The 24891-nt window shown below is 34.5% G+C and carries 12 protein-coding genes, 2 rRNA genes and 7 pseudogenes; 5 read left to right on the top strand and 16 right to left on the bottom strand.

Annotated features, from left to right (window positions below; genetic code table 11):
* Window positions 1-81 precede the first annotated feature (81 nt).
* Both lexA and ARADI_RS08690 read right to left on the bottom strand, forming a co-directional pair.
* Entirely contained in the window at window positions 82-696 is a 615-nt protein-coding gene (gene lexA, locus ARADI_RS08695; RefSeq protein WP_119711809.1) for a transcriptional repressor LexA, read from the bottom strand.
* 101 nt (window positions 697-797) lie between these two features.
* Window positions 798-1142 (bottom strand): annotated as a pseudogene (locus tag ARADI_RS08690) (diacylglycerol kinase).
* A 153-nt stretch (window positions 1143-1295) separates the two neighbouring features.
* Here ARADI_RS08690 and plsB point away from each other — a divergent pair.
* A complete protein-coding gene (plsB, locus tag ARADI_RS08685) occupies window positions 1296-3728 on the top strand; it encodes a glycerol-3-phosphate 1-O-acyltransferase PlsB (protein ID WP_119711808.1) in 2433 nt (810 codons plus the stop codon).
* Between the two features lie 111 nt (window positions 3729-3839).
* Here the strand turns inward: plsB and ubiA are convergent, their stop codons facing one another.
* The 3 genes and pseudogenes from ubiA to pgi form a co-directional block, all read right to left on the bottom strand.
* A complete protein-coding gene (ubiA, locus tag ARADI_RS08680; RefSeq protein ID WP_238149365.1) occupies window positions 3840-4694 on the bottom strand; it encodes a 4-hydroxybenzoate octaprenyltransferase in 855 nt (284 codons plus the stop codon).
* A 72-nt stretch (window positions 4695-4766) separates the two neighbouring features.
* Window positions 4767-5129: pseudogene (locus ARADI_RS17895) on the bottom strand (chorismate lyase); the annotation flags it as partial.
* A 335-nt stretch (window positions 5130-5464) separates the two neighbouring features.
* Window positions 5465-7114 carry a glucose-6-phosphate isomerase gene (gene pgi, locus ARADI_RS08675; protein ID WP_119711806.1) on the bottom strand — a complete coding sequence of 550 codons (1650 nt, stop codon included), beginning with the start codon at window positions 7112-7114 and terminating at the stop codon, window positions 5465-5467.
* 267 nt (window positions 7115-7381) lie between these two features.
* On the opposite strand from pgi, the pseudogene lysC reads away from it, so the two are divergent.
* A pseudogene (gene lysC / locus ARADI_RS08670) lies at window positions 7382-8764 on the top strand (lysine-sensitive aspartokinase 3).
* Window positions 8765-8838: 74 nt separating this feature from the next.
* On the opposite strand, the gene ARADI_RS08665 reads toward lysC, so the two are convergent.
* The 10 genes and pseudogenes from ARADI_RS08665 to ARADI_RS08625 form a co-directional block, all read right to left on the bottom strand.
* Entirely contained in the window at window positions 8839-9003 is a 165-nt protein-coding gene (locus ARADI_RS08665) for a hypothetical protein (protein WP_182853168.1), read from the bottom strand.
* Window positions 9004-9012: 9 nt separating this feature from the next.
* On the bottom strand, window positions 9013-9342 hold the full coding sequence (locus ARADI_RS08660; RefSeq protein ID WP_119711805.1) for a tetratricopeptide repeat protein: 330 nt from the start codon (window positions 9340-9342) through the stop codon (window positions 9013-9015).
* A 144-nt stretch (window positions 9343-9486) separates the two neighbouring features.
* Window positions 9487-9930, bottom strand: coding sequence for a tetratricopeptide repeat protein (locus ARADI_RS08655; RefSeq protein ID WP_119711804.1), 444 nt, complete (start codon window positions 9928-9930; stop codon window positions 9487-9489).
* Window positions 9931-11128: 1198 nt separating this feature from the next.
* A complete protein-coding gene (locus ARADI_RS08650) occupies window positions 11129-11281 on the bottom strand; it encodes a hypothetical protein (protein WP_182853167.1) in 153 nt (50 codons plus the stop codon).
* Window positions 11282-11345: 64 nt separating this feature from the next.
* Window positions 11346-11648, bottom strand: coding sequence for a hypothetical protein (locus ARADI_RS08645; protein ID WP_119711802.1), 303 nt, complete (start codon window positions 11646-11648; stop codon window positions 11346-11348).
* 640 nt (window positions 11649-12288) lie between these two features.
* Window positions 12289-12579, bottom strand: coding sequence for a hypothetical protein (locus tag ARADI_RS08640; RefSeq protein WP_119711801.1), 291 nt, complete (start codon window positions 12577-12579; stop codon window positions 12289-12291).
* A 1106-nt stretch (window positions 12580-13685) separates the two neighbouring features.
* Window positions 13686-14333: an isocitrate dehydrogenase kinase/phosphatase-domain containing protein gene (locus ARADI_RS21670; RefSeq protein WP_439647099.1), complete on the bottom strand. Its 648-nt coding sequence runs from the start codon at window positions 14331-14333 to the stop codon at window positions 13686-13688.
* A 27-nt stretch (window positions 14334-14360) separates the two neighbouring features.
* Window positions 14361-15029 (bottom strand): annotated as a pseudogene (locus ARADI_RS21665) (isocitrate dehydrogenase kinase/phosphatase AceK regulatory subunit); the annotation flags it as partial.
* 160 nt (window positions 15030-15189) lie between these two features.
* Window positions 15190-15305 (bottom strand): 5S ribosomal RNA (rrf, locus tag ARADI_RS08630).
* Between the two features lie 154 nt (window positions 15306-15459).
* A 23S ribosomal RNA gene (locus tag ARADI_RS08625) occupies window positions 15460-18326 on the bottom strand.
* Between the two features lie 1041 nt (window positions 18327-19367).
* On the opposite strand from ARADI_RS08625, the pseudogene ARADI_RS08620 reads away from it, so the two are divergent.
* From ARADI_RS08620 to viaA, 3 pseudogenes are all read left to right on the top strand, one after another.
* Window positions 19368-20765 (top strand): annotated as a pseudogene (locus ARADI_RS08620) (MFS transporter).
* Window positions 20766-20886: 121 nt separating this feature from the next.
* Window positions 20887-22350, top strand: a pseudogene (gene ravA / locus ARADI_RS08615) (ATPase RavA).
* Window positions 22351-22380: 30 nt separating this feature from the next.
* Window positions 22381-23884: pseudogene (viaA, locus tag ARADI_RS08610) on the top strand (ATPase RavA stimulator ViaA).
* Here viaA and asnA read toward each other — a convergent pair.
* Complete coding sequence (asnA, locus tag ARADI_RS08605) at window positions 23830-24822, bottom strand: aspartate--ammonia ligase (protein ID WP_119711798.1); 993 nt, start codon at window positions 24820-24822, stop codon at window positions 23830-23832. The pseudogene viaA and the gene asnA sit on opposite strands and share 55 nt — an antisense overlap.
* Window positions 24823-24891 lie beyond the last annotated feature (69 nt).

The following is a 24891-nucleotide window of genomic DNA, read 5'->3' as shown; positions in this document are numbered from 1 at the left end:
TCAAACAAACTAGAAAATAATATTATATTCAATAAATTAAGCTGAATTTACTTAAAAAATTAATTAGAGCTAAAAGTTTGACTAAAATGATTTACTACTACGAATAATACCAACAGCTAGTCCTTCAATAGTTAAGCTTTGTGTCCGCAAATCCACAATAATGGGCTCAAATTCAGGATTTTCAGTAATTAATTCAACTTTACTACCCACTTGCTTGAAGCGTTTAACCGTCACTTCATCATGAATACGCGCTACAACGATTTGTCCATTATGTACCTGCTGGGTTTTATGTACAGCAAGTAAATCCCCATCGATAATTCCAATATTTTTCATTGACATGCCATTAACACGCAATAAAAAATCAGCACTAGGCCTAAAAATAGTAGCATCAATCCGATAATGACTATCGATATGTTCTTGAGCAAGTAAGGGTTCCCCTGCCGCCACCCGACCAATAAGTGGTAATCCTTCATTCTCATGTTCTTCTTGCAGTAGCCGGATACCGCGAGACGCCCCAGAAACAATTTCTATCACCCCTTTACGCGCCAAAGCCTTTAAGTGTTCCTCTGCTGCATTTGGTGAACGAAAACCTAAACTTGATGCAATTTCAGCGCGTGTCGGCGGCATACCCGTTTGCGTAATGTGTTCACGCACTAAATCATAGACCTGCTGCTGCCTCAACGTTAATTCTTTCATTTCGCCCCCTATTTATTCGTATCCACACATTGTAACTGTAATTATATACAGTTATATTAAGATTTAAAACCAATAAATGTGTAAAACCCTATTTTTTATAACTAGCTCACGAAATAATGATTACCAATTACAACTGACCAAATAAAAATTGCTAAACAAATTGAAATAAAAACCGCCACCTAGCCGATATCTTTCGCTTTAGCGGAAAGCTCATGCAATTCTGTACCAATTCTATCAACCATTGCTTCAATCGCACTATTTAATAATTCAACAATAGTGATTAATACCATTGAACTAATAAGTAATAACCGTTCAATCCATTGCACATCAAGTAAAAAAGCCTCAATAATGGCAATAACCTCCATAATTACTTCTTGTCTAAAAGCGGCTTCACTCTTCCAGGCTGCTCTTAACCCTTTCAGCCAATAACCAGTTGCTTTAATAATTCAGATTAAACCAGTTGTTTGATTCGCAATAAATTTTACTCTCTAGGTTTAGATAAATGTGGGATTTAATATAATTATTATCTTTTAAACAGATATTAATTACTATTTCTGATATGCTTTGGTAGGATTCAAACAAGAGGCTATCGCTCATCTATGTCATTTTGGCTTAAAATTTACTATAATTTATTAGATTTCCCAATAAAATTGCTGGTAAAAAGTAAGCTCATACCAGCAGATCCAATTAAAGAATTGCGTCTTGATACGACGCGTCCTTTTCTACATGTATTACCTTATCATTCTAAAACAGATTTATTGACGTTACGGCAACAATGTTGTTCTATTGGCTTACCTGATCCACTCGATCCGATTGAAATAGACGAAATTAAATTACCTGCCTATGTCTTTATCGATGATGGCCCACGTGTATTTCGTTATTATTCGCCAGATCCGCGTAAAGATTCAGTAAAAACATTTACTGCTTACCTTGATCTTCATTGCCATAATCCCGAGCTAGACATTCAGATGCTACCCGTATCAGTAATGTTCGGCCGAGCGCCTGGTCGAGAAGGTCACTCGCCAGCACCTCCGTTACGTTTACTGAATGGTATCCAAAAATTCTTTGCCGTTATCTGGTTAGGACGTGACAGTTTTGTTCGTTTTTCTCCCACTGTCTCTTTACACCAAATGGCTGGCGAATATGGTACTGATAAAATTATCGCCAATAAACTTGCCCGAGTAGCTCGAATTCACTATTCACGGCAACGATTAGCTGCGGTTGGCCCTAAACTCCCTGTACGCCACAATCTATTCAATAAACTGTTAACTTCAAAAGCGATAGAAAAAGCAATTGGAGATGAAGCTAAAGCAAAAAAAATCTCCCTTGAGAAAGCAAAACATAATGCGATTGCCATGATGGAAGAAATTGCCGCTAATTTTTCCTATGAAGCGATCCGTATTACCGACCGCGTACTTAGTTGGACATGGAATCGACTCTATCAAGGAATTAATGTGCAATACGCCGAACGTGTGCGCCAATTAGCACAAGATGGCCATGAAATTGTCTATATTCCTTCTCATCGTAGTCACATGGATTATCTATTATTATCTTACGTGCTTTATCATCAAGGTTTAGTTCCGCCTCATATCGCCGCAGGTATTAACCTTAATTTTTGGCCGGCTGGGCCAATTTTTCGTCGCTTAGGTGCTTTTTTCATTCGTCGCTCTTTCAAAGGCAATAAACTTTACTCGACCATATTTCGTGAATATCTCAGCGAATTATTTGCGCGTGGCTATTCAATTGAATATTTTGTTGAAGGTGGCCGCTCTCGAACAGGTCGAATACTGGAACCAAAGACTGGTACGCTGTCGGTGACCCTACAAGCAATGCTGCGAGGTGATTCACGTCCAATTACAATTGTTCCAATCTACATAGGTTATGAACATGTATTAGAAGTTGCGACCTACGCTAAGGAACTAAAAGGTGCAGCAAAAGAGAAAGAAGGTTTTTTCTCAATGTTAAGAGGTCTACGCAAATTGCGTAAACTAGGCCAAGGTTATGTTAATTTTGGCCAACCGATTGCACTAACACAATATTTAAACAAACATGTTCCCGAGTGGCGTCAATCTATCGATGCTATTGAGCCCCAACGTCCAACTTGGCTAAATTCAACCGTAACTCGGTTAGCTCATAAAATCATGGTTAGAATTAACAACGCTGCTGCGGCTAATGCAGTCAATTTATGTTCAACTGCTTTATTAGCTTCACGCCAACGTGCGTTAACCCGTGAACAATTAATTGAACAAATCGAATGTTACCTCCAACTATTAAGAAATGTACCTTATAGCGATGATAGCACGACACCCAGCAAAACTTCTGAGCAACTATTAGAAGACGCATTGCAATTGGATAAGTTTGAAGTCGAACATGACAGCATGGGCGATATTATAGTATTACCTCGAGAAAATGCTGTATTGATGACTTATTATCGAAATAATATCATGCATTTATTGGTTTTGCCTTCTTTGGTAGCCAATATCATATTACATAATGAAAGTGTTCAACGCCAGGAAATTAGTGATCAAATTGCACTCATTTATCCATTCTTAAAAGCAGAACTCTTCATGCGATATAGCATAGAAGAATTACCTGAATCTATCGATATTCTGCTGAATGAATTGGTGCGTCAACAACTAATATTATTAACATTAGAGGGTGTTGTAACTATCAATCCAGCTCGCATTCGCCATCTTCAGCTTTTAGCTGCTGGTATTAAAGAAACTCTACAACGATATGCGATTACACTTTACCTACTGAGTACGATACCTGAAATTAGCCGAGGAATATTAGAAAAAGAGAGCCGTATTCTTGCTCAACGTCTATCTGTACTACATGGTATCAACGCGCCTGAATTCTTTGATAAAGCAGTTTTCTCCACACTGGTAAGTACATTAAAGCAGGAAGGTTATATTAATAGAGAAGAAGATGCGATTATCATCGCCAATGCACAACGGCTTTATCGTATTATCGCTAAATTAATATCTCCTGAAGTGTGCTTAACTATTGAAAGTGTCAAACACGTTACTTAAGAACCATTACCTAAATAAATCATCTTTATATTAGTATAGTAACGTAAAACGGATTTAGACTGAAGTCGACCAACGTTATAAAAGATAATCATTCGAGATTATTCTTTATAATTAAAAATAATTTAATAAGATGCCAATAAATAAAACCAATCCCACATAATTGTTATTCATAAATGCTTTAAAACATAATATTGGTTGTCGATTGGCAATTAGTTTTTGTTGATAGGTAAATAAGCCTAATACCAATATCAAACTAACAAAATAAAACCCACCCAAATCTAGCAGTTGCCCTATATAAAATAACACCAGCACCATAGCTAATTGTAAAATGCCAATAATTAATTTATCAAAACCGGCAAAAATAATTGCGGTTGATTTTACACCAATTTTTATATCATCATTGAGATCAACCATCGCATATTGGGTATCATAAACAATAGACCAAATAATATTAACCAGAAATAATAACCAACATTCTAAATGTAAGTACTCACTAACTGCTGCATATACCATTGGAATTGACCAACCAAACGCAGCACCCAGTAGAATTTGCGGAAAATGGCTAAATCGTTTGATAAATGGATAAATCCAAGCTAATAACAATCCAATCACCGATAACCAAATTGCTATTTTATTCAAGGTTAACACTAATATAAAAGCGATGACAATCAATAAAAAAAATAGTGTCTTAGCTTCTTTTTTTGTTACATCACCATTAGGAAAGGGACGTTCTTTGGTTCTGACAACATAACCATCAAATTTTCGATCCGCAAAATCATTGATAACACAACCAGCTGCACGCATCAAAAAAACACCCGCAGTAAAAATTAATAAAATAAAAAGATCTGGTAACCCTCGACTTGCTAACCATAATGCCCAATAAGTAGGCCATAGTAATAATAAAATACCTATCGGTTTATCAATACGCATTAAACGAAAATAGACGCGCCATTTATTCAATTTCAAAGTTGTTTGCCCTTCCAATCTATTTATCTCCCTATTATTTTGTATAGATAGGTGAATCTGGCAAAAAAGTTCTGTTAATAATAAAGGTTTAACCGATAATCTTAACAATGAACGCCTTACCCAACAACTATTCTGTATACCTAGATTAATATAATCACGAGTCAAATTATTTCCACTAAACAGGTATTTTCCCAATGGCACACTGCCTAAATTTATTAGCTCGCGTTCAGGGCCAGTTAATGTTTCTTCTGGAATAACCGTCCGCTCATATAAACATGGACAATCATCACCTAAAAGTACCAATTCACGTAACCAATAACGTTGACTATTAGGTAAAAGTTTAGCTTCTTCGTCCTGACTATCTAACAGAACAAAACCTTCTTGATAAAGTTTTACGGTGACTTGCCGGCAATAACGCGCAAGACGCTGAGTCATTGTTCGGTTAACCAATTATATATTGGATTCGATACGGTAACTTCTTGCGTCGAAAACCAATGAATCGGTTGATTGCAGAAAAGTGACTGATTGATATGGCTTATCTTTACAGTTACGCCCATAGAATATTTCTCTCACTCTATCTTGAGATTTAACATACAAGATAGCATGCTAATAATGAATGGAATGATAGGATCTGCTAATTTATATAAAAAGTTATCTCTGATTGCAAAATTTTTATTAATTTTGCAATCTTTATATTAGCAAGAAGTGATCTATCTGGCAGGTTATTTTTTGTCACCAAAACCTGCTGTTACAAGCTTTGGTAATAAAAATTATTGTCGCCAGCTTTTAAAACAATTAATCAAGCCATTGGTAGAAATGTCATGGCTGTTAATTTGATCTTCAGTTGACAGCTCAGGCAGAATGCGACCAGCTAATTGCTTACCAAGTTCGACCCCCCATTGGTCAAAACTAAAAATATTAAATATAGCACCTTGCACAAAAATCTTGTGTTCATACATCGCAATCAAAGCGCCTAGCGTATATGGCGTAATTTGATTAACAAGGATAGAGTTAGTTAGGTGATTACCTTGGAAAACTTTATAAAGTGCCACATTGGCCATTTTAGCTGGGTCTTGACCTGCCGCTTTAAATTCTTCGTCTACTTCAAGCCGATTTTTGCCAAATGCTAACGCTTCTGTTTGAGCAAAAAAATTAGACATTAATTTATTATGGTGATCACTTAATGGATTATGACTTATCGCTGGTGCAATGAAATCACAAAGGATAAGTTTGGTACCTTGATGGATTAATTGATAAAATGCATGCTGACCATTAGTACCTGGTTCACCCCAAATAATGGGCCCGGTTTGATAATTCACTTTTTTGCCATTACGATCAACATACTTACCATTTGATTCCATATTGCCTTGTTGAAAATAAGCCGCAAATCGATGTAAATATTGATCATAAGGTAAAATGGCTTCAGTCTCAGTAGCAAAAAAATTATTATACCAAATCCCGATTAACGCCAATATTACCGGAATATTATGCTCAAAAGGTGTCTGTGCAAAATGTTGATCCATTGCATGAGCGCCACTTAGTAATTGCTCAAAATTATTAAATCCGATGGATAAAACAATCGACAGGCCAATAGCAGACCACAATGAGTAACGACCGCCAACCCAATCCCAGAATTTGAACATATTTTGTGTATCGATGCCAAATTTGGCCACTTGTTGCTCATTGGTTGATAAAGCGACAAAATGTTTGGCGATCTGTGTTTCATCCTCAGCGGCAGCTAAAAACCATTTTCTGGCTGTGTGAGCATTAGTCATTGTCTCCTGGGTGGTAAAAGTTTTAGAAGCAATCAAAAATAATGTTGTTTCAGGCTTAATTTTTTGCAATGTTTCAGCAATATGGCTGCCATCTATATTGGAAACAAAATGCATATTTAAATGGTTTTTGTAAGGTCTGAGTGCTTCGGTTACCATATATGGCCCAAGATCAGAACCTCCAATACCAATATTAACAACATCTGTTATTGCCTGGCCAGTATAACCTTTCCAATCACCATTAATGACTCGTTCACTGAAACAACGCATTTTGTCTAGCACAGCATTAACTTGTGGCATAATATCAACACCATCAAGCTTTATCGGGCTATTGCTACGATTACGTAAAGCAATATGCAAAACAGCTCTATCTTCTGTTTTATTAATTTTCTCTCCGGAAAACATGCTGTTAATTGCGACACTTAACTTTGTCTCTTTTGCTAAATCTAATAATTTAAGCAAGGTATTTTTAGTTATTCGATTTTTAGAAAAATCAACCAAGATCTGTTCATTAAAAGTGAGTGAAAAATTAGCAAAACGATCAACATCATTAGCAAAAAGATTACACAGATGGATATCTTTTACTGATTGATAATGTTGTTCTAATTCGTGCCATGCCACTGTTAGACTTGGATTAATGTTTTCCATTGAAATACTCTCTCTCTTTCTTCAACTCAGATTTACAACTACCAATGACTGGATAGTAACTCATTTTCCCCACCAATTTAACTTCTTTTAATGCCTTCCGCTGACCAATTTAATTGTATCTCTTCAATTGATCGAATATTGATAAAATCAATAATTTTTTGGTAATTATAAAAATTATTGATTTCGCTAAAAATAAATTGACCTTCAGACAACAACTAGATAATGGTAAATTAATTGTTCGCCTTTCAAATACATGGAGATAGTATTATGAGCGCAGTTTCTACCGCCTCCGCAAATAAAAAATTTCATATTGCTAAATTTGGTGGCACCAGTGTCGCTAATTATGAGACCATGTATAAAAGCACGGATATCGTTATTGCTAATAAAAATGTGCGAATTGTTGTACTCTCAGCTTCATCAGGCATTACCAATCTGCTGATCAAACTTACTGAGGCGTGTAATGACAATAGACGTAAGGCGCTATTAAAACAAATTCGTCAGCGTCAATACACGATAATCAATTGTCTAGACAACCCTCTTAGCATTCAACCAATAATTTATCACTTGCTGGCAAGACTTACTTCTTTATCCGCAGTCACGACCCAACAACCCCTTACCGCACCACAGATTGATGAAATTGTCAGTTATGGTGAGCTGATGTCAAGCTACTTATTTTTTGTCGAAATCCTACTACAACGAGGGGTGATCGCAATCTGGTTTGATGTTCATAATATTATTAAAACCAATGATAAATTTGGTAAAACCAAACCCAATCAGCAACAATTAAAGCGACTAGCTAATAAAATATCTACTACCTAAACTGTAAGAAAAACTGATTGTAACTCAAGGTTTTATTAGCCAGGATGAAGCCGGCCGGACAACAACATTAGGGCGAGGAGGTAGCGATTACACCGCTGCGCTGATTGCTGAAGCGCTATCCTTTGACCAGGTTGATATCTGGACAGATGTTGCCAGTATCTATACGACCGATCCTCGTATTGTTGCTAGTGCCAAATCGATTAGCGCTATCACTTTTAATGAAGTCGCAGAAATGGCTGTATTCGGCGCTAAAATCTTACATCCAGCAACATTGTTACCTGCTATTCTGGTAGGGATACCCGTATTTGTTGGCTCAAGCAAAATACCAGAAAAGAGTGGCACCTATATCTGCGCCCGCACCGAGAAATTACCTCAATTTCGAGCGCTGACCCTACGGAGAAAACAGACGCTTCTCACTTTGCATAGTCTAAATATGCTTCACGCTCGCGGATTTCTTGCTGAAGTATTGACGATATTATCACAACATCATACTTCTGTTGATCTCATTACTACATCCGAAGTTAGCATTGCTTTAACCTTGGATACAACTGGCTCTACCACTACCAAAGGAAACCGATTAACTGACACTTTAATGACAGAATTAGCCAAATTATGTCGTGTAGATGTTGAGGAGGAGTTAGCACTAGTTGCAATTGTTAGTAATAACTTATCACAATAAATGGTCTGGGAAGTCACATTTTTAGCGCGCTAGCAACTCATAATATCCGTATGATATGTTACTGAGCCAGTAGTCATAATATTTGCCTATTGGTCTCTGATAAAGAAGCAGAGACGATTATTCAAATACTGCATAAAAATCTTTTTGAATAACCGAAATATCATCACCGCTTAAAATGACTAATGGTAAATGACGCGGTAAGATTTATTTTCACCAATGGAAAGTTTTAGTCATATTTTTTTGATAATTTCAAATCTGTCGGCTTCACAACCAAGCTGGTTTGTAATCGTGTAAGATTTTCTTTCGCAAGACTATTATTAAGTTTTGCCGCAGTTGCAAACCACATAACGGCACGAAAAATATTTTTCTTTACGGCCCTCGCCTGTAGCATATAATACCGCTAAATTATTTTGTGTATCAGTTTCTTGTTTATAAGCCGCAGACAAAAACAGTTCACTAGCTTTTGTGGATTTTTTTCAGTCCTTATGCCATATAAATAAAAAAGTCCTAACTGGTTTTTTGCTTGTTGTATTTTCTGCGCTGCTTTCTGCATTAAGCTAAATGATTTTTTAGGTTGCTTATTAATACCTTGACCAGCCAAATAGAGTTTCGCCAGTCGGTATTGCGCTTCAGCTTCACCTCTATTTACCATGATCAGATACAATTCCGCAGCCTTAGTAAGATCTTTTTTTATACCGATGCCTTTTTCATAATAATAAGCAACTTTCATACTTGCATCAGACTAACCAGCATCCGCTAATACCTCATACCACTTCTTGACTATAATAGCATTCTGCTCGACTTCATAGCCATGTTGATAAAATTCTGCAAGACGATACTGTGCATCAACATATCCTTACTCTACGGCTCGTTTTTACCAATAAAAAGCCTGATAATTATTTTTCTCTAAATATTTACCATCATCATAAATAAATCCAATATTACATTGAGCAATAGCATCACCGTTATATGCTGCGCGCCGATACAATTCAATAACATAAGCCGGATTTTTCTTAACGCCATAACCTTTCTCATAAATTTGCGCTAAATTATTCAATGCACCTAAATCACCTAAATCAGCATTTTTCTCATACCACTCTCTTGCTTTCTGATATTCTTGATTAACACCAAACCCATTCTGGTATAAATATCCCAAAACAAACTGAGCATAAGCATCCTGCTGCAAAGCGGCTTTTTCATACCAATTTTTCGCTTGTTTGTAGTTTTTATTGACTCCTAACTCAACGCTATACATATAACCCAAACCAGATTGAGCGTAAGGATCACTTTTGTTTGCGCCACACTGAAACCAGGTCACGGTAGCTTTATAATTTTTTTTCTTTATTAATCAATACCATATAATAAAATGCATCGCTATTGCCTTTTACAACCGCTTTTTCAAACTAAAAATTGGCTTTCCGAATGTCTTCTTGTATATCTTTTGAGCCATAAAGATAAGTTATCGCAACATGCATTATGGCATTCATCTCACCTTGAGATGCTTTTTTAATTGTTGGCTAAACGAATCGTTTTTTTCTTGTTCAACGGATTGCGTATTATTTGCTATATTCATGTCAATTTATGGCAAAACATCACTCTTTGCCATTGAAAAATTCAATAATATCGACCAAGTTATAAATATTTTTTTTCATTTAGTCCACTATCCAAATATTAACCTGAATCAAAACACGAGAGAAAAAACTGTATTATAAAACTGAGAATATTAATAATATTTTACATTTTTAAAACAATATCATATCTAATAAAATTATCTTAAATAAATTTCATTCATCTTCAAATTCCTTATTTACTAATATTCATTACTATAGCTACATTTATTATATTTTTTTACTAACAAAACCAACTAATTAAATAAAAAATTTTTCTTTTCTCTCATTAAAATTATTTAATTTTCTAAATAATTAAAACATTATGCAATAAAATTAGAAATTAATAATTATAAAAAAGTCAATAAGAATAATAAAAATATTTTGTTTCTCTTACGTTACAATATTTAAAAATTTCTTAATTAAAAATAATTAATCTTCATCTAGCATAAAAGCTATTATTTAAATAGTATCATTCATTAATAAACTGTTAGGAAATTTAATGTAAAAAAAAAGAAAATTAAATACAATTATCAAAACATTAAAACTAATTCATTGCAAAAAAATATAAGCAGTCTCTTTTTAAAGAGGGTAAAAAATAAATTTATCACCATACACTTTCATTCATAATACGATTGTAATAGTCAGCAAATACATACGGATTTTCGGTTAATTGTTTAAATCACTCATCTTCTATCTTACACTTAATATCTTTAAATTGTTGCTTTATTTTTGTGGTTATTTTTTCTGTCCTAATATCATTCACTAATTCTGCAACAATTGTAACATAAGATATAGAAATATCCCAAAAACAATCAAAATATTTCATTTTTTCCATAATAAAAGTTTGAAATAATTGACTACTCTTAGCTAATTTATAACGAATTTCTAAAGGAAATTCGCCTATCCCTAAGCGCGCCTGATTACCTTCTGTAACACCGGCATATTAAACCCTCTTTTTTCTTTCTTATTAATCGTTAAGTTAACATTATCTCTTATAAAGTTAATAAGCTGTTTTTCCTCTATATCACTTTCAATATCTAAATATTGAGTGCCATTCATTAAAAGTCTCTTTAATACATTATATAATTCTGTCATCGGATCATAAAAAATAGTAAAACTCTGACTAAATATATTTTTTACTAACAATTTTACTTGGATTATTGTATTCCACAACCACCTCAATATTAAAATCATATAGATGTTTTTCACAAGCAAATTCTGCACGTAGAATAAAGGCTAAAATTTTCTTATAAGCCATTTTTATGGTAGAAATAGAATCTTTTTTATTGGGTTCAGATAATATTTGCAATTGCTCTTCTATTTCACTTTTATTAGAAAGCAACCCCCACTGATTCATTACTTGTGATAATTTATCAAAGTCAGTTATTACAGTTTGCTTAGTTTCATTTGTATTTATTTGTTGCATATTATATATAATATCTAATACAATCAGAAATAACCCCCATTAACATATCCAAAAAATGATTAACCATATAAATAAAAGTACCCAAGTTAACTATTTTACCAATATAAAGAAAATAATACTTATATTTAAAAAGTAAATTTTAAAAAAATAAATATAATAATAATTAACATTTATTAATTATTGTTTTACATAAATTCATTTTAAATAAAAATAAATTCACATGATACAGAAATAGTACTATATTAACTAAAAATATAAATAAAAAGAGTATTCATTAATAAATACTCTTTGTTATAAAAAATTTTAAATCATCATTATAAATATAAGAATTATATTTTCTTCATTAGATTATTACAATGTTCAATAATATTATCTGTATCTATATTCTTTTGATTAAATAAATTAAACAAAATTTTTTCGGTATTTTCTCTAATTTTATCAAATTCCTGTTTAAAATTTTTAGCCGTCTCAAGAGAATTATGGCCAGCAAGTTCACAAAAAATCAATAATAAAGATGAAACTGTAGTAGAAAATAATCAAAACATTTCATTTTTGCCATAATAAAAGTCTGTAAGAAATACTTATTTGCTGCCAATTTCTCTCTAACCTCTAAAGAAAAGTTAGCTATATTTAAACGATTTTAATTCTTGTCATCTACACCTTGTAGACTAAAGCCGTGTGGATCACTATCATCTATAATCAGTGCCAAATCATTCTGCATAAAAGCATTGATCTCTTTTATTGACATACTACTTTCTCCTACCAAATATTCAGAAGAATTTGTTAAAGGCACTTTCATTGCATAAAATAACTCATTCATCGGATCACCAAACCACATAGATACCTTATCCAATATACCGTTGACTAATATATCTATTTTACTAAAACCGAAATGAGAATGCGCACTTGGTATATCCGAATACGGAACCATTTATATTTTAAAACCATTTCGGTGTGGTTCACCTGCCAATGTAGCAAGCCGAATAAATGTTGACAGCTTAGCATAAACTGATTTAGTATTATCAATAGATTGATGACGGAAAAAAGTTTATAAATATTGTTCTATTTCACCTTTATAAGACGGATCACTCCATTTTTCTATGGCTAAAGATAATTTATAAAATTTATTTGCTGTTGTGGGTTGCTCTGTTTTATTTGTCGAATTAATTGTAAAATCAAAAAACTTTTAATATCATTAATGATACTTATATTCCACATTTAGATATTCTTAGAAATTTATTTCCATAAATTTAAAATGCATAATATTTTTCTTATTTAGAATAATAACTTATTAAAATATAAATACTTTACTTAATAACCAATTAATATTATTAATAAATCCATCTAAAAATTATTAACAGATTAGTATTTAATAATAATTATGCTTGACTAAAAATAGAATATTCCAATAGCGATGATACCGTAAATATTTTTTAGCTAACAAAAACAATCAGTTCCACCGATGAGAATTTATTTCTATTTCGTTCATAGTAAATAGAAATTTATTCGAATTTGGAGAGCTGATAAGATGAAAAAAATGGCAATAAATAATAAGAAAAAAATTAAAATCACTAACAATAGCATACTATCAGTCCCGCAAGTTCAATCATTAAGCCGAGGTTTAACCCTATTAGAATATTATTTTTGTATCCATAGGTGAAATATCGCTAACTGAGCCTAGCTATCCAAGCTAGGTTAGCCAATTCAACAACCCATCCGCTTACTAGAAATATTGAAACAGCATGGTTTCATACATCAAATCGGGAAGTTCGGTTTATTTTACAAGCAGCAAAACAGATCAGTCGTGAATATGGCGCTATTCATTAAAAATTTATTAAATAGCTAGAAATTAATTAGACATGCTATTTATATTATATATGACAACACTTGCTTATATTAAAATGAGCGTTGACAAAACCTTTGCTTTACCGGATAAGCAAAAACATCAGCTATATAGGCCCTGACATATTTTTTCTTGTAATGATTGCCAATATTCTGCACTAAACAGATCAGTATGGTACATATTCAAAATATTTCCTAATAGCTAGATCCATTACAAAGAAAATGGCGGAACTCTTCTGGAAATACATCATGTTCAGCCACATTATACCAAGGTTCATCAGCTATTTCTTGCTCGGGATAAAGTGGTTCTGGTATTTTTCGAGAATTCATTTCAGTCATATAATAAATTTCATCATAATCGTAAAAAACTACCCGTTTATGACGAGTGACACCAAAATTTTTAAATAATATATCACATGGAAAAATGTTTGCCGCCGATAATTGTTTAATAGCATTACCATAATCTTCAATGATCCATCTTAATTCTTCACTTTTAACTTGATCAGTGTAAATATTTAGTGGGATCATCTTTCTTTCCATGTAGAGATGACAGATCAAAATCTTATCACCTAAATCTTGCAGTTTTGATGGTATTTCACGCCATAATTCTACCATCAATTCTTCAATAATATATTTTTTGGTGATGACAAAATTCTCAAACTCCTGTGTATCCGCCATTCTACCTACACGATCATGTTCCTTAACTATTCGATAACATGCCTGCACCCGCTCCGGTGTAACTTGCTTTGGTGGCAAAAAGCGATCTTTAATCACTTTAAAAATTCGTTCAAAAGAAGGCGAAGTAAAAACTAGCATTACCATACCTTTGATACCTAGAGCAATAATAAACTGTTCTTGTGAAAAGTTTATAAAAGCCAGGTATTCTTGATAATACTCGGTTTTTCCATGTTTCTGATAGCCAATTGACATATATAATTCGGCAATTGACTTTCCCGGTAAAATATCTCTTAACCAAAAAACCAACGCCTCAGGAAATGGAATGTAGACCATAAACTAGGAACGAGCAAAACCAAATATAATACTGGCATTGTTATAATTAGTTAGGCAAGTATCAACATAAATACCGCCCTGCTCATTATTATGGATTGGCAATAAAAATGGATAAACAATTTTCCCAATCATTATTTTACCTACTACCCAAGCTGCTTTATTATGATAAAATAATTCATTTGCTATCTCAAATTTGACGTCAGCTAATTGTTTAGCATAAAATGTCTTTTTAAGATAATTAACGATATAACTTACATCTCTCGGTAAATCTTCCTAAGCTAGACGGAACGGAATATCCATTAAAATATTTTCTATGGTTTTTTTAAGCCCCATATGAATAGAAAAACAACGAGATAACAGACGCGGTGTATCACAAAAACGATTTATTGGCTATGAAGTAAAAATAAATTATTAAGAGGTAAGATAACAATGTTGAAATAATCGACAATAGACTGAATTAAAAAAACTTTCCGCTATTTCAAAACGCGGGTAATCTTCTAACAGTTTAATATAACGCTGCTTAATTTCTGCTAATAATTGGTAGTAAACTCAGTTATTAAATTCATTGAAAATGAAAAATTTATTTCAAATATAATAACGATAATTAACTTAATTTAAGATAACGAAAATATAACTAACCAAACGTCAAAAAGCCACCCTCTTAGGTGGCTTTCTTAACATAATTAAAGCCTGTCAGCTCCCTACTCTCACATGGGGAGACCCCACACTACCATCGGCGCTACGGCATTTCACTTCTGAGTTCGGCATGGGTTCAGGTGGGACCACCGCGCTATTACCGCCAGACAAATTCTTTTTTATTTACCTATCTTATTTCGCTGCTTTTTGGCTTGCTCACCTACTTCAGTAGCGACCACACCTTTGCCTTCAGCAAAATCCGACCAGATTCAATTCAAAACAAGCTAAAATTCTTTTTCTCTCAAAACACCTTTGGTGTTGTCAGGTTAAACCTCTCGGGTCAATTAGTACTGGTTAGCTCAACGTATAAATACGCGCTTACACACCCAGCCTATCTACGTCCTCGTCTTGAACACCCTTTATAGGACATTACTATCAGGGAAGACTTATCTTGAGGCAAGTTTCTTGCTTAGATGCTTTCAGCGGTTATCTTTTCCTCACTTAGCTACCAGGCGATGCTATTTGGGATGACAACCTGTACACCAGTGGTGCGTCCACTTTGATCCTCTTATTTTCGTACTAGGAGCAACGCCCCTTATTTCGCCTACGACAGATAGGGACCCAAACTGTCTCACGACGTTTTAAACCCAGCTCGCGTACCACTTTAAATGGCGAACAGCCATACCCTTGGGACCTACTTCAGCCCCAGGATGTGATGAGCCGACATCGAGGTGCCAAACACCGCCGTCGATATGAACTTTTGGGCGGTATCAGCCTGTTATCCTCGGAGTACCTTTTATCTATTGAGAGATGGCTCTTCCATTTAGAACCACCGGATCACTAACACCTACTTTTTTACCTGCCAGCACCGTCACGCTCACAGTCAAGCTGGCTTATGCCTTTGCACTAACCTCACGATGTCCGACCGTGATTAGCTAACCTTCGTGCTCCTCCATTAGGCTTTTGGAGGAGACCGCCCCGTCAAACTACCCACCAGACAATGTCCTCAACCCGGATTACGGGCCTAAGTTAGAACATCAAACATTAAAGGGTGGTATTTTAACGTTGGCTCTATGCAGACTGGCGTCCACACTTCAAAGCCTTCTACCTATCCTACACATCAAGGCTCAATGTTCAGTGTCTATAAGTAAAGGTTTACGGAATCTTTCCGTCTTGCCCGGGGTACATTGCATTTTCACAGCGAATTTAATTTCACTGAGTCTCGGGTGGAGACAGCCTGGCCATCATTACGCTATTTGTACAGGTCGTAACTTACCCGACAAGAATTTTGCTACCTTAACTGGGGCTTTAATTAAGAGGTTCGCCTTACGGCTTACGCTCCATCAATTAACCTTTTAGCACCGGGCAATTGTCACACCGTATACGTCTACTTTTGTATTTGCACAGTGCCATGTTTTTAATAAACACAGTTGCAGCCAGCTGGTATCTTCGACTGGCTTCAGCTCCGGATGATGCGAGACCCTTCACCTAATGCCAGCGTGCCTTCTCCCGAAGTTACGGCACCATTTTGCTTAGTTCCTTCACACGAGTTCTTTCAAGCGCCTGAGTATTCTCTACTTAACTACCTGTGTCAGTTTGGGGTACGATTAATGATTACCTATCGCTTAGAGGCTTTTCCTGGAAGCTGGGCATCAACTACTTTACCATCTTAGTGTGGCTCGTTATCACGTCTCAGTGTTGTAGCAGTGCGGATTTGCCTGCACTTACTCGCTTACTTGCTTAAACCAGGACAACCGTCGCCCGGATAGCCTAGCTTTCTCCGTCCCCCCTTCGCAGTAACCCTTAGTACGGGAATATTAACCCGTTTCCCATCGACTACGCTTTTCAGCCTCGCCTTAGGGGTCGACTTACCCTGCCCAGATTAACGTTGGACAGAAAACCTTAGTCTTTCGGCGAACGGGTTTTTCACCGGCTTTATCGTTACTTATGTCAGCATTCGCACTTCTGATACCTCCAGCAGACTTCTCAGTCCACCTTCTACGGCTTACAGAACGCTCCCCTACCCAACAACACCTAAGTGTCGCTGCCGCAGCTTCGGTGCATGGTTTAGCCCCGTTACATCTTCCGCGCTGGCCGACTCACCAGTGAGCTATTACGCTTTCTTTAAATGATGGCTGCTTCTAAGCCAACATCCTGGCTGTCTAAGCCTTCCCACTTCGTTTCCCACTTAACCATGACTTGGGGACCTTAGCTGGCGGTCTGGGTTGTTTCCCTCTTCACGACGGACGTTAGCACCCGCCGTGTGTCTCCCGTGATAACATTCTTCGGTATTCGTAGTTTGCATCGGGTTGGTAAGTCGGGATGACCCCCTAGCCGAAACAGTGCTCTACCCCCGAAGATTAGTTCACGAGGCGCTACCTAAATAGCTTTCGGGGAGAACCAGCTATCTCCCGGTTTGATTGGCCTTTCACCCCCAGCCACAAGTCATCCGCTAATTTTTCAACATTAGTCGGTTCGGTCCTCCAGTTAGTGTTACCCAACCTTCAACCTGCCCATGGCTAGATCACCGGGTTTCGGGTCTATACCCTGCAACTTAACGCCCAGTTAAGACTCGGTTTCCCTACGGCTCCCCTATGCGGTTAAACCTTGCTACAGAATATAAGTCGCTGACCCATTATACAAAAGGTACGCAGTCACACCTCTTTCGGGTGCTCCCACTGCTTGTACGTACACGGTTTTAGGTTCTATTTCACTCCCCTCACCGGGGTTCTTTTCGCCTTTCCCTCACGGTACTGGTTCACTATCGGTCAGTCAGGAGTATTTAGCCTTGGAGGATGGTCCCCCACATATTCAGACAGGATAATACGTGTCCCGTCTTACTTTTCGAGCTCACAATACTTACCGTTTTAGATACGGGGCTATCACCCTTTATTGCTGGCCTTTCCAGACCCTTCTCCTGCAGTAAATATTGATGTTGACTCTGGGCTGCTCCCCGTTTGCTCGCCGCTACTGGGGGAATCTCGGTTGATTTCTTTTCCTCGGGGTACTGAGATGTTTCAGTTTTTCCGGTTTGCTTCGTTTGACCATAAATCCATCAAACGGTAGTGCATTAATGCACTGGTCTTTTTATTTGGACATCGCCGGCTAGTACGCTTTTTGCAGATTAGCACGTCTTTTATCGCCTCTGACTGCTTAGGTATTTACCGTGTACGCTTCATTCGCTTAACCTCACAACCCGAAGGTGTTTCTTATCAAATAATACGTAAGCGTGATGGCTTCGCCGTGCGAAATTTTTTGTTGTGCGGTGCTCTCGGCATGTTTACGTACTTATGTACGCTACGCTGACTGTGCGTCTACGCGGCAGGTTTTACCCTACTTACTCATACCACCTTTTTCAGCTTGTTCCAGATTGTTAAAGAGCATAATTGGTAAACCAACTCAATGAATTAGCTTAATCATTATTGAGTCGCAGACTTCAACGTACTTTTTATTTTTGGCTTACCTTTCTCTGTATACGCGATTGTAGTACGTGTACCATACTCGTAAGAGCTATAATAACTTATCCGGTAGTTACCTTCTGCTACTTCTTGACTCGCATGTGTTAGGCTTACCGTCAGCATTTAATCTAAGTTATTATTAAATTCTTCAATTAAAAGCTTGATACTCAAAAAATTTTTTACTGACCGTAACGCTCTTTTATTTAACATTGCTTTACCAATGTTTAACCGCCTTCGCCGCCGACCAAAATAACGTTACTTTATATTAGTTTATATGTAAGTTCACTATTTTGTCACTCTTCAAGACTTTAAAATTAAATATTTTTTAATGGTGTTTTGTAAGTGCCTATACAGATTGTCTAATTAAATTGTTAATATAGCGTTTTACCTGGCGTATATTACGCTTTTCATCTATAAAGTCAAGTAGTTATTTCTACTTTTCTTACTCTGCGTCAATTCAATTGATTCGATCTATACTGACTCAGTGGGGACGCATTATAGGCAGTTTTACGCAGCTGGCAAGCAATAATTTGTAAACTTTAGTCGTTTGCTCTTTTTTCGACAAAAATATCTTATTTATGTTTTAGTGAGCTATAAATCTAAATTTTAAATTTATCCATTAGAATTATTTAGAAACAATTGCCTGGCGCAAACTTATATAAGTAATGATTCATTAGATATCTGTTAGTGCTATAATTTTCTAAAATAAATAAAAGATAATCTATTTTAAAATCTGATTTATTTCGGTTTACCTTATTTTTTAGGTTATTGAATGTTAAAAACAATACAAAATATGTTTGGCCTACCCTAGTCATAGCAGCTATGGCCTTTTTTATGCAAAGCTTAGATGCAACTATTTTAAATACTGCATTGCCTGAGATAGCTAAAAGTCTTAATCATTCTCCTTTAGCCATACAATCTGTTGTCATAAGTTATACATTAATTATTGCTCTGCTTATACCTGTTAGTGGATCGTTACATGATCGCTTTGGTACAAGAAAAATTTTTATATTTGCAGTTAGTGTATTTTCTTTAAGCTATTTCTTACTCTGCAATGTCATTATCTTTGGTTTTTTTAGTTTTTTCTCGCATCATTCAAGTAATAGGCGGTGCAATGATGATGCCTGTTGCACGTCTTACATTATTGAGAACTTATCCACGCAGTGAAGAATTACTACCTATTTTAAATTTTATCACTATTCCCGTATTAGTTGGACCTATATTAGGCCTTTTACTTGGTGGTTTTTTAGTAACTTATACCAGTTGGCATTGGATATTTATTATTAATATCCCTATCGGTTTACTTGGTATTTTATATACACTAAAACATATGCCTGATTTTAAAATACCTAAACGCGTCTTTGATACTACAGAATTTATTTTTTTGGTGCTGCAATTATAATGTTGACGATGAGTTTAGATTTTTTAATAACGAAAATTTAACCAATTATGCACCATTAATTATAATTTTAGGCGGCATTTTTTACTCTTTATTTATGTATTACACGCAAGAAAAATCGCTTATTCAATTATTCCATTAAGTTTATTTAGCACAAGAACCTTTTTATATCGGTATAGCCGGTAATGTTATAACCCATCTAGGCATAGGTTGTATTCCGTTTTTAATGCCGTTGATGCTACAAGTAGGATTTGGACACCCAGCGGTTACAGCTGGTTTAATGATTATTTCAATGGCGATAGGCTCAATATCGGCAAAATCTGTTGTGACAAAAATATTAACACACTATGGCTATAAAAAACACTTTTTACCATAATATTTATTATTGGTTTAATTATTACTTAATTTTCATTGCAATCAACTAATATACCAATTTATGTTTTGATAATTCCTTTGTTTTTACTGGGAGCGGCAATGTCGACCCAATTAACCGCTATGAATATACTTACTCTAGCGGATTTGATAGAAAACAATGTCAGTTCTGGTAATAGTATGTTAGCTGTAACCCAACAACTTGCTATCAGTTTTGGTATTGCGAGTAATGCTGCAATTTTACACTTTTATGAATCGCTACTTTATGGTGATCATATTGATAATTTCCGTTATACATTTATTACTATAGGTATAATTACTCTGTCATCTTCACTAATTTTCCTTCTGTTGCAACAACAAGAAGATGGTCAAATTTTAATTAATAAAAAAGATCCCTAACAGTAAAAATTTTATGTAAATAGGAAAAATCTAAAATAAATTATATTTATTTTTTTATTAAATTTACTAAAATTCAATAAATTAATTTGTAATAATTCTTTTTTATACAGGAGAAGAGTATATGCAATTAGCTGAACACATAGCTCAATTGAGCCATTATCTAGAAACTGGTCTATACGAACGGCAGCATACTATTCGCCTTTGTTTATTAGCAGCATTATCAGGAGAAAGTGTTTTTCTACTAAGTCCACCTGGTATTGCTAAAAGCATGATAGCCAGGCGAATAAAATAAGCCTTTAAAACGGTTCACTCTTTTGAATACTTAATGACTTGTTTTTCAACGCCAGAAGAAATTTTCGGACCACTTTCCATTCAAGTATAAAAAGAAGCAGGACGCTATCAGCGTTTAACGATAGGCTATTTACCTAATGCCAAAATTATCTTTCTTGATGAAATATGGAAAGCAGGCCCTGCTATATTAAATACTTTGTTAATGGCAATTAATGAAAAAAATTTAGAAATGGCTTTCACGAAGAAAATATTCCTATGTGCTTACTTGTCACTGCCTCTAACGAACTACCAGAATCAGATAGTAGTCTTGAAGCATTATACGATCGTATGCTTATTCGTTTATGATTAAATAAGATGCAGAAGAAACAGAATTTTAGAGCTTTATTGAATAGCAAAAAGGAAGAAAGTGAAAATATTGTTCCAAATCGACTTCAAATAAATAATGAAGAATATGAAGAGTGGCAAGTAAAAATTTGTGAAATAAAACTACCAGATGATTGCTTTGATATAATTTATCAATTACGGCAGCAAACTGATAATTTAGTTGCATCACCTTATATTTCTAATCGTCAATGGGAAAAGCTATCCACTTACTCCAAACTAGTGCTTTTTTTAATGGGAGTGATGCAATATCACTTTAGATATTATTTTATTTAAAGATTGCCTTTGGCATGATTTGTAATCATTACAACTATTACCGCAGTTAATTACTACGTTATTAATAGAAGAAGATTGGCAACAACTAATTATCAATAAGAAAATAGATAATCTTCATAATGAATAGTAGCAATCAACTCAAATTAATAACAATAAAACCGCTTTTAAATTAGAGAAAGAAAACCGTTTATTCAATCGCATTCGACATTATTCTGTATCCAAGCAAATTAGCGAAAAATATAACATTATTTTTACATACCCCCCTTGTTTTACATAATATAAAAGTTAATTCTGTTACCATAGATAAGAGTTCAATAAACGATACATTAAATAAAGGAAAAATTTCTGCTCAACTTAATGGTATTGGTTATGCTCAATTAATTTCAGCACAAGTTAATAGTAAAAATTAATTGCAAGTGCTGGATGTAAATAAAAAACCATTAACATTTTATTTATACGAAAAAATAGATAAAAAATAAATTAGATAATAAATGGCTGGAAAAGCTCGAAAAACTTAATCATTTAATTCAACAGCAAAAATCTTTATTTAGTCATCATCAACCATTTTTTTATTAAAAATCATTGGCTAGCAACGATTGAACAAAGTTTTTTAACTCTAACAGATAAATTATCTTAATTAAGAACGCAGATGATGAGCTAATAATCTATGTTGAATCTCACAACGATTGATATGTTACTCTACTATTAATGAAATCGAAATAATAGAAGAGATTGTATTAATATTACTGGCTACACCTCAATTAGTCATTTTTTTGAAAAGTACCCTAATCTTAAAAATATATTATTAAGAGATCTTTTAGCATAAAAAAAAATTTATATCACAAAATTGCAAGAGACCTTGGTGCTCATTAAATTAACCGAAGAATTTGCACTTTATCAGCAAAATTTAGCCCTTGTTACTACAAAATTTTTTAGCAATCTTCCGATAACTATTAATAAATTAACAGAAATAGATTCTTCTTTTGTGCAAGAAGCGTATTATTTACTGGGAAAAATATCTCATGATCCCGCTGGACAATCTCTGTTTATTCAATGCTAGCGCCTTAATCTTATTTTTGAAGTAACAACGTTTAATACATTATTATTAGAACAGGAAACAGAACAATTATTGGCTGAATTAGAGCAACGATTGAAATTAACTGGAAATTTAACAGAAATGTTTAATCAAAATAATCAGTCTGCTGGTAAATTATGGGATATGAGTAAAGGAACTTTAACTTAATCCTACTATAATATTCAATTATTAATTCAGTATAGCCATTTTTTACAACAACAACCTGAATTAAAAAAATTAGCAGAACTTTTAAGTAGAAGCAATTCGTTGAAATCTCAACAAAAACAAGCAGCAAATATTAGAATCAATAATCTCATTCGAAAAAATCCCTGATCAAATACCAGAGCAAATTAGAGGGATAAACCACGGTAATGATATTTTACGTCTTCTACCTAGTGAATTAGCATTGCTGGGATTAGAAGAACTCGAATTTGAATTTTATCGTAAATTAGTCAAAAAACAGTTACTTACCTACAGGTTACAAGGCGATAATTGGCAACAACGAAAAATATTACGTCTAACGGTCAAACATCACGATGAACAACAACCAAAAGGGCTATTTATTGTATGTATAAACACTTCAGGTTCAATGGGAAAATTTAATGAAAATTGTACTGAAGCTTTTTGCCTCGCTTTAATGAAAATAGCCATGAGTGACAACCGTCAGTGTTACATTATTATATTTTCAATGGAAGTTATTGATTATGATTTATTAGATAATGATGGATTAGAACAATTAATGCAATTTCTTAATCAAACATTTAGTGGGGGAACCAATTTGGCTCCCTGTTTAAATAAATGTTTAGAAAAAATGCAACAAAAGCAATGGAAAGATTTAAATGTGGTTGTAATTTCAGATTTTATTGCTCAACGGTTACCTGATAATTTAGTAAAAAGAATAAAAATTCACCAAACTCAACAGCATCGTTTTCATGCTGTTATATCATCTAAATATGGAAAACCCTGTATCCTAAATATTTTCTATTATATCTGGGACTTTGATACCGGGCTAAAAAGTCGATTACTACGCTATGAAACTAATTACAACATATCCGCAATAACTGCATGGCTTTCTGGCGACCATACACTACATTGAACTTGGCCAATATGCTTTTTCTGAAGTAATAACATCACTAAACGAGATTGTCCAATCCCACCACCTATTGTTTGTGGCATTTGATCTTTTACCAATATTTGATGCCATTCAAAAAACATTCTATCTTCATCACCGGTGATTGCTAATTGGTTTGTAAGTGCTTCTGTATCAACACGAATGCCCATAGAAGAAATTTCAAATGCATCCTGCAATATAGGGTTCCAAACTATAATATCACCATTTAAACCGACATAACCCTCACTGTTAGGCGTTGTCCAATCATCATAATCAGGAGCACGTACATCGTGAGCAAGGCCATGCGATAGTTTTCCTCCAATACCAATAAGAAAAACTGCACCTAATTCTTTAGCTATTTCATGTTCTCTTCCTTTAGCATCAAGATCAGGGTAGCGTTGTAATAATTCTTCACTATGAATAAAATGAATTTGCTCAGGTAAAAATGGTGCTAAACCAAATTCTGAACTAACCGCTTTCTCTGTTTCTTTTATTGCTTGATAAATTTTAATGACAGTCTGTTTTAAATAGTCAAGAGAGCGCTCATCCTTAAGCATTACTTTTTCCCAATCCCACTGATCTACAAATACAGAATGAATAGGTGTCAGACGATCTTCATCAGGACGCAATGCTTTCATATGGGCATAAAGCCCTTGTCCGGGTTTAAAATCAAAACGACCTAACGTTTTACGTTTCCATTTAGCCAATGAATGTACAACTTCAAAAACAGAATCTGGCATCGACTTTACTTTAACTTGTACTGCTTTTTCATGACCTGACAGGTTATCTTGAATCCCATCACCGAGACGACTTAAGATAGGTGCTTGAACTTCAATTAAAGCTAACTCTTTTTCTAATAAACACGAAAAATAAGATTTAACAAAACTAATTTGTTGTTGTTTTTCGATGAATGACTTTTCCATTTTTTTACCTCATAATCTGTAGCATTATTTGCTTTGTTATATAGATTAAGCAATAAAATGGGTCATAAA

It is taken from the genome of Arsenophonus endosymbiont of Aleurodicus floccissimus (assembly GCF_900343025.1).
Lineage (GTDB): Bacteria > Pseudomonadota > Gammaproteobacteria > Enterobacterales > Enterobacteriaceae > Arsenophonus.
This window is presented reverse-complemented; position numbering and strand designations above follow the sequence as displayed.

Excerpts from the sequence above, each read along its gene's own strand:
- lexA (WP_119711809.1), bottom strand. The coding sequence starts at position 696 with ATGAAAGAATTAACGTTGAGGCAGCAGCAGGTCTATGATTTAGTGCGT.
- plsB (WP_119711808.1), top strand. The coding sequence starts at position 1,296 with ATGTCATTTTGGCTTAAAATTTACTATAATTTATTAGATTTCCCAATA.
- pgi (WP_119711806.1), bottom strand. The coding sequence starts at position 7,114 with ATGGAAAACATTAATCCAAGTCTAACAGTGGCATGGCACGAATTAGAA.
- ARADI_RS08665 (WP_182853168.1), bottom strand. The coding sequence starts at position 9,003 with ATGCTACAGGCGAGGGCCGTAAAGAAAAATATTTTTCGTGCCGTTATG.
- ARADI_RS08660 (WP_119711805.1), bottom strand. The coding sequence starts at position 9,342 with ATGAAAGTTGCTTATTATTATGAAAAAGGCATCGGTATAAAAAAAGAT.
- ARADI_RS08650 (WP_182853167.1), bottom strand. The coding sequence starts at position 11,281 with ATGAATGGCACTCAATATTTAGATATTGAAAGTGATATAGAGGAAAAA.
- ARADI_RS08645 (WP_119711802.1), bottom strand. The coding sequence starts at position 11,648 with ATGCAACAAATAAATACAAATGAAACTAAGCAAACTGTAATAACTGAC.
- ARADI_RS08640 (WP_119711801.1), bottom strand. The coding sequence starts at position 12,579 with ATGGTTCCGTATTCGGATATACCAAGTGCGCATTCTCATTTCGGTTTT.
- asnA (WP_119711798.1), bottom strand. The coding sequence starts at position 24,822 with ATGGAAAAGTCATTCATCGAAAAACAACAACAAATTAGTTTTGTTAAA.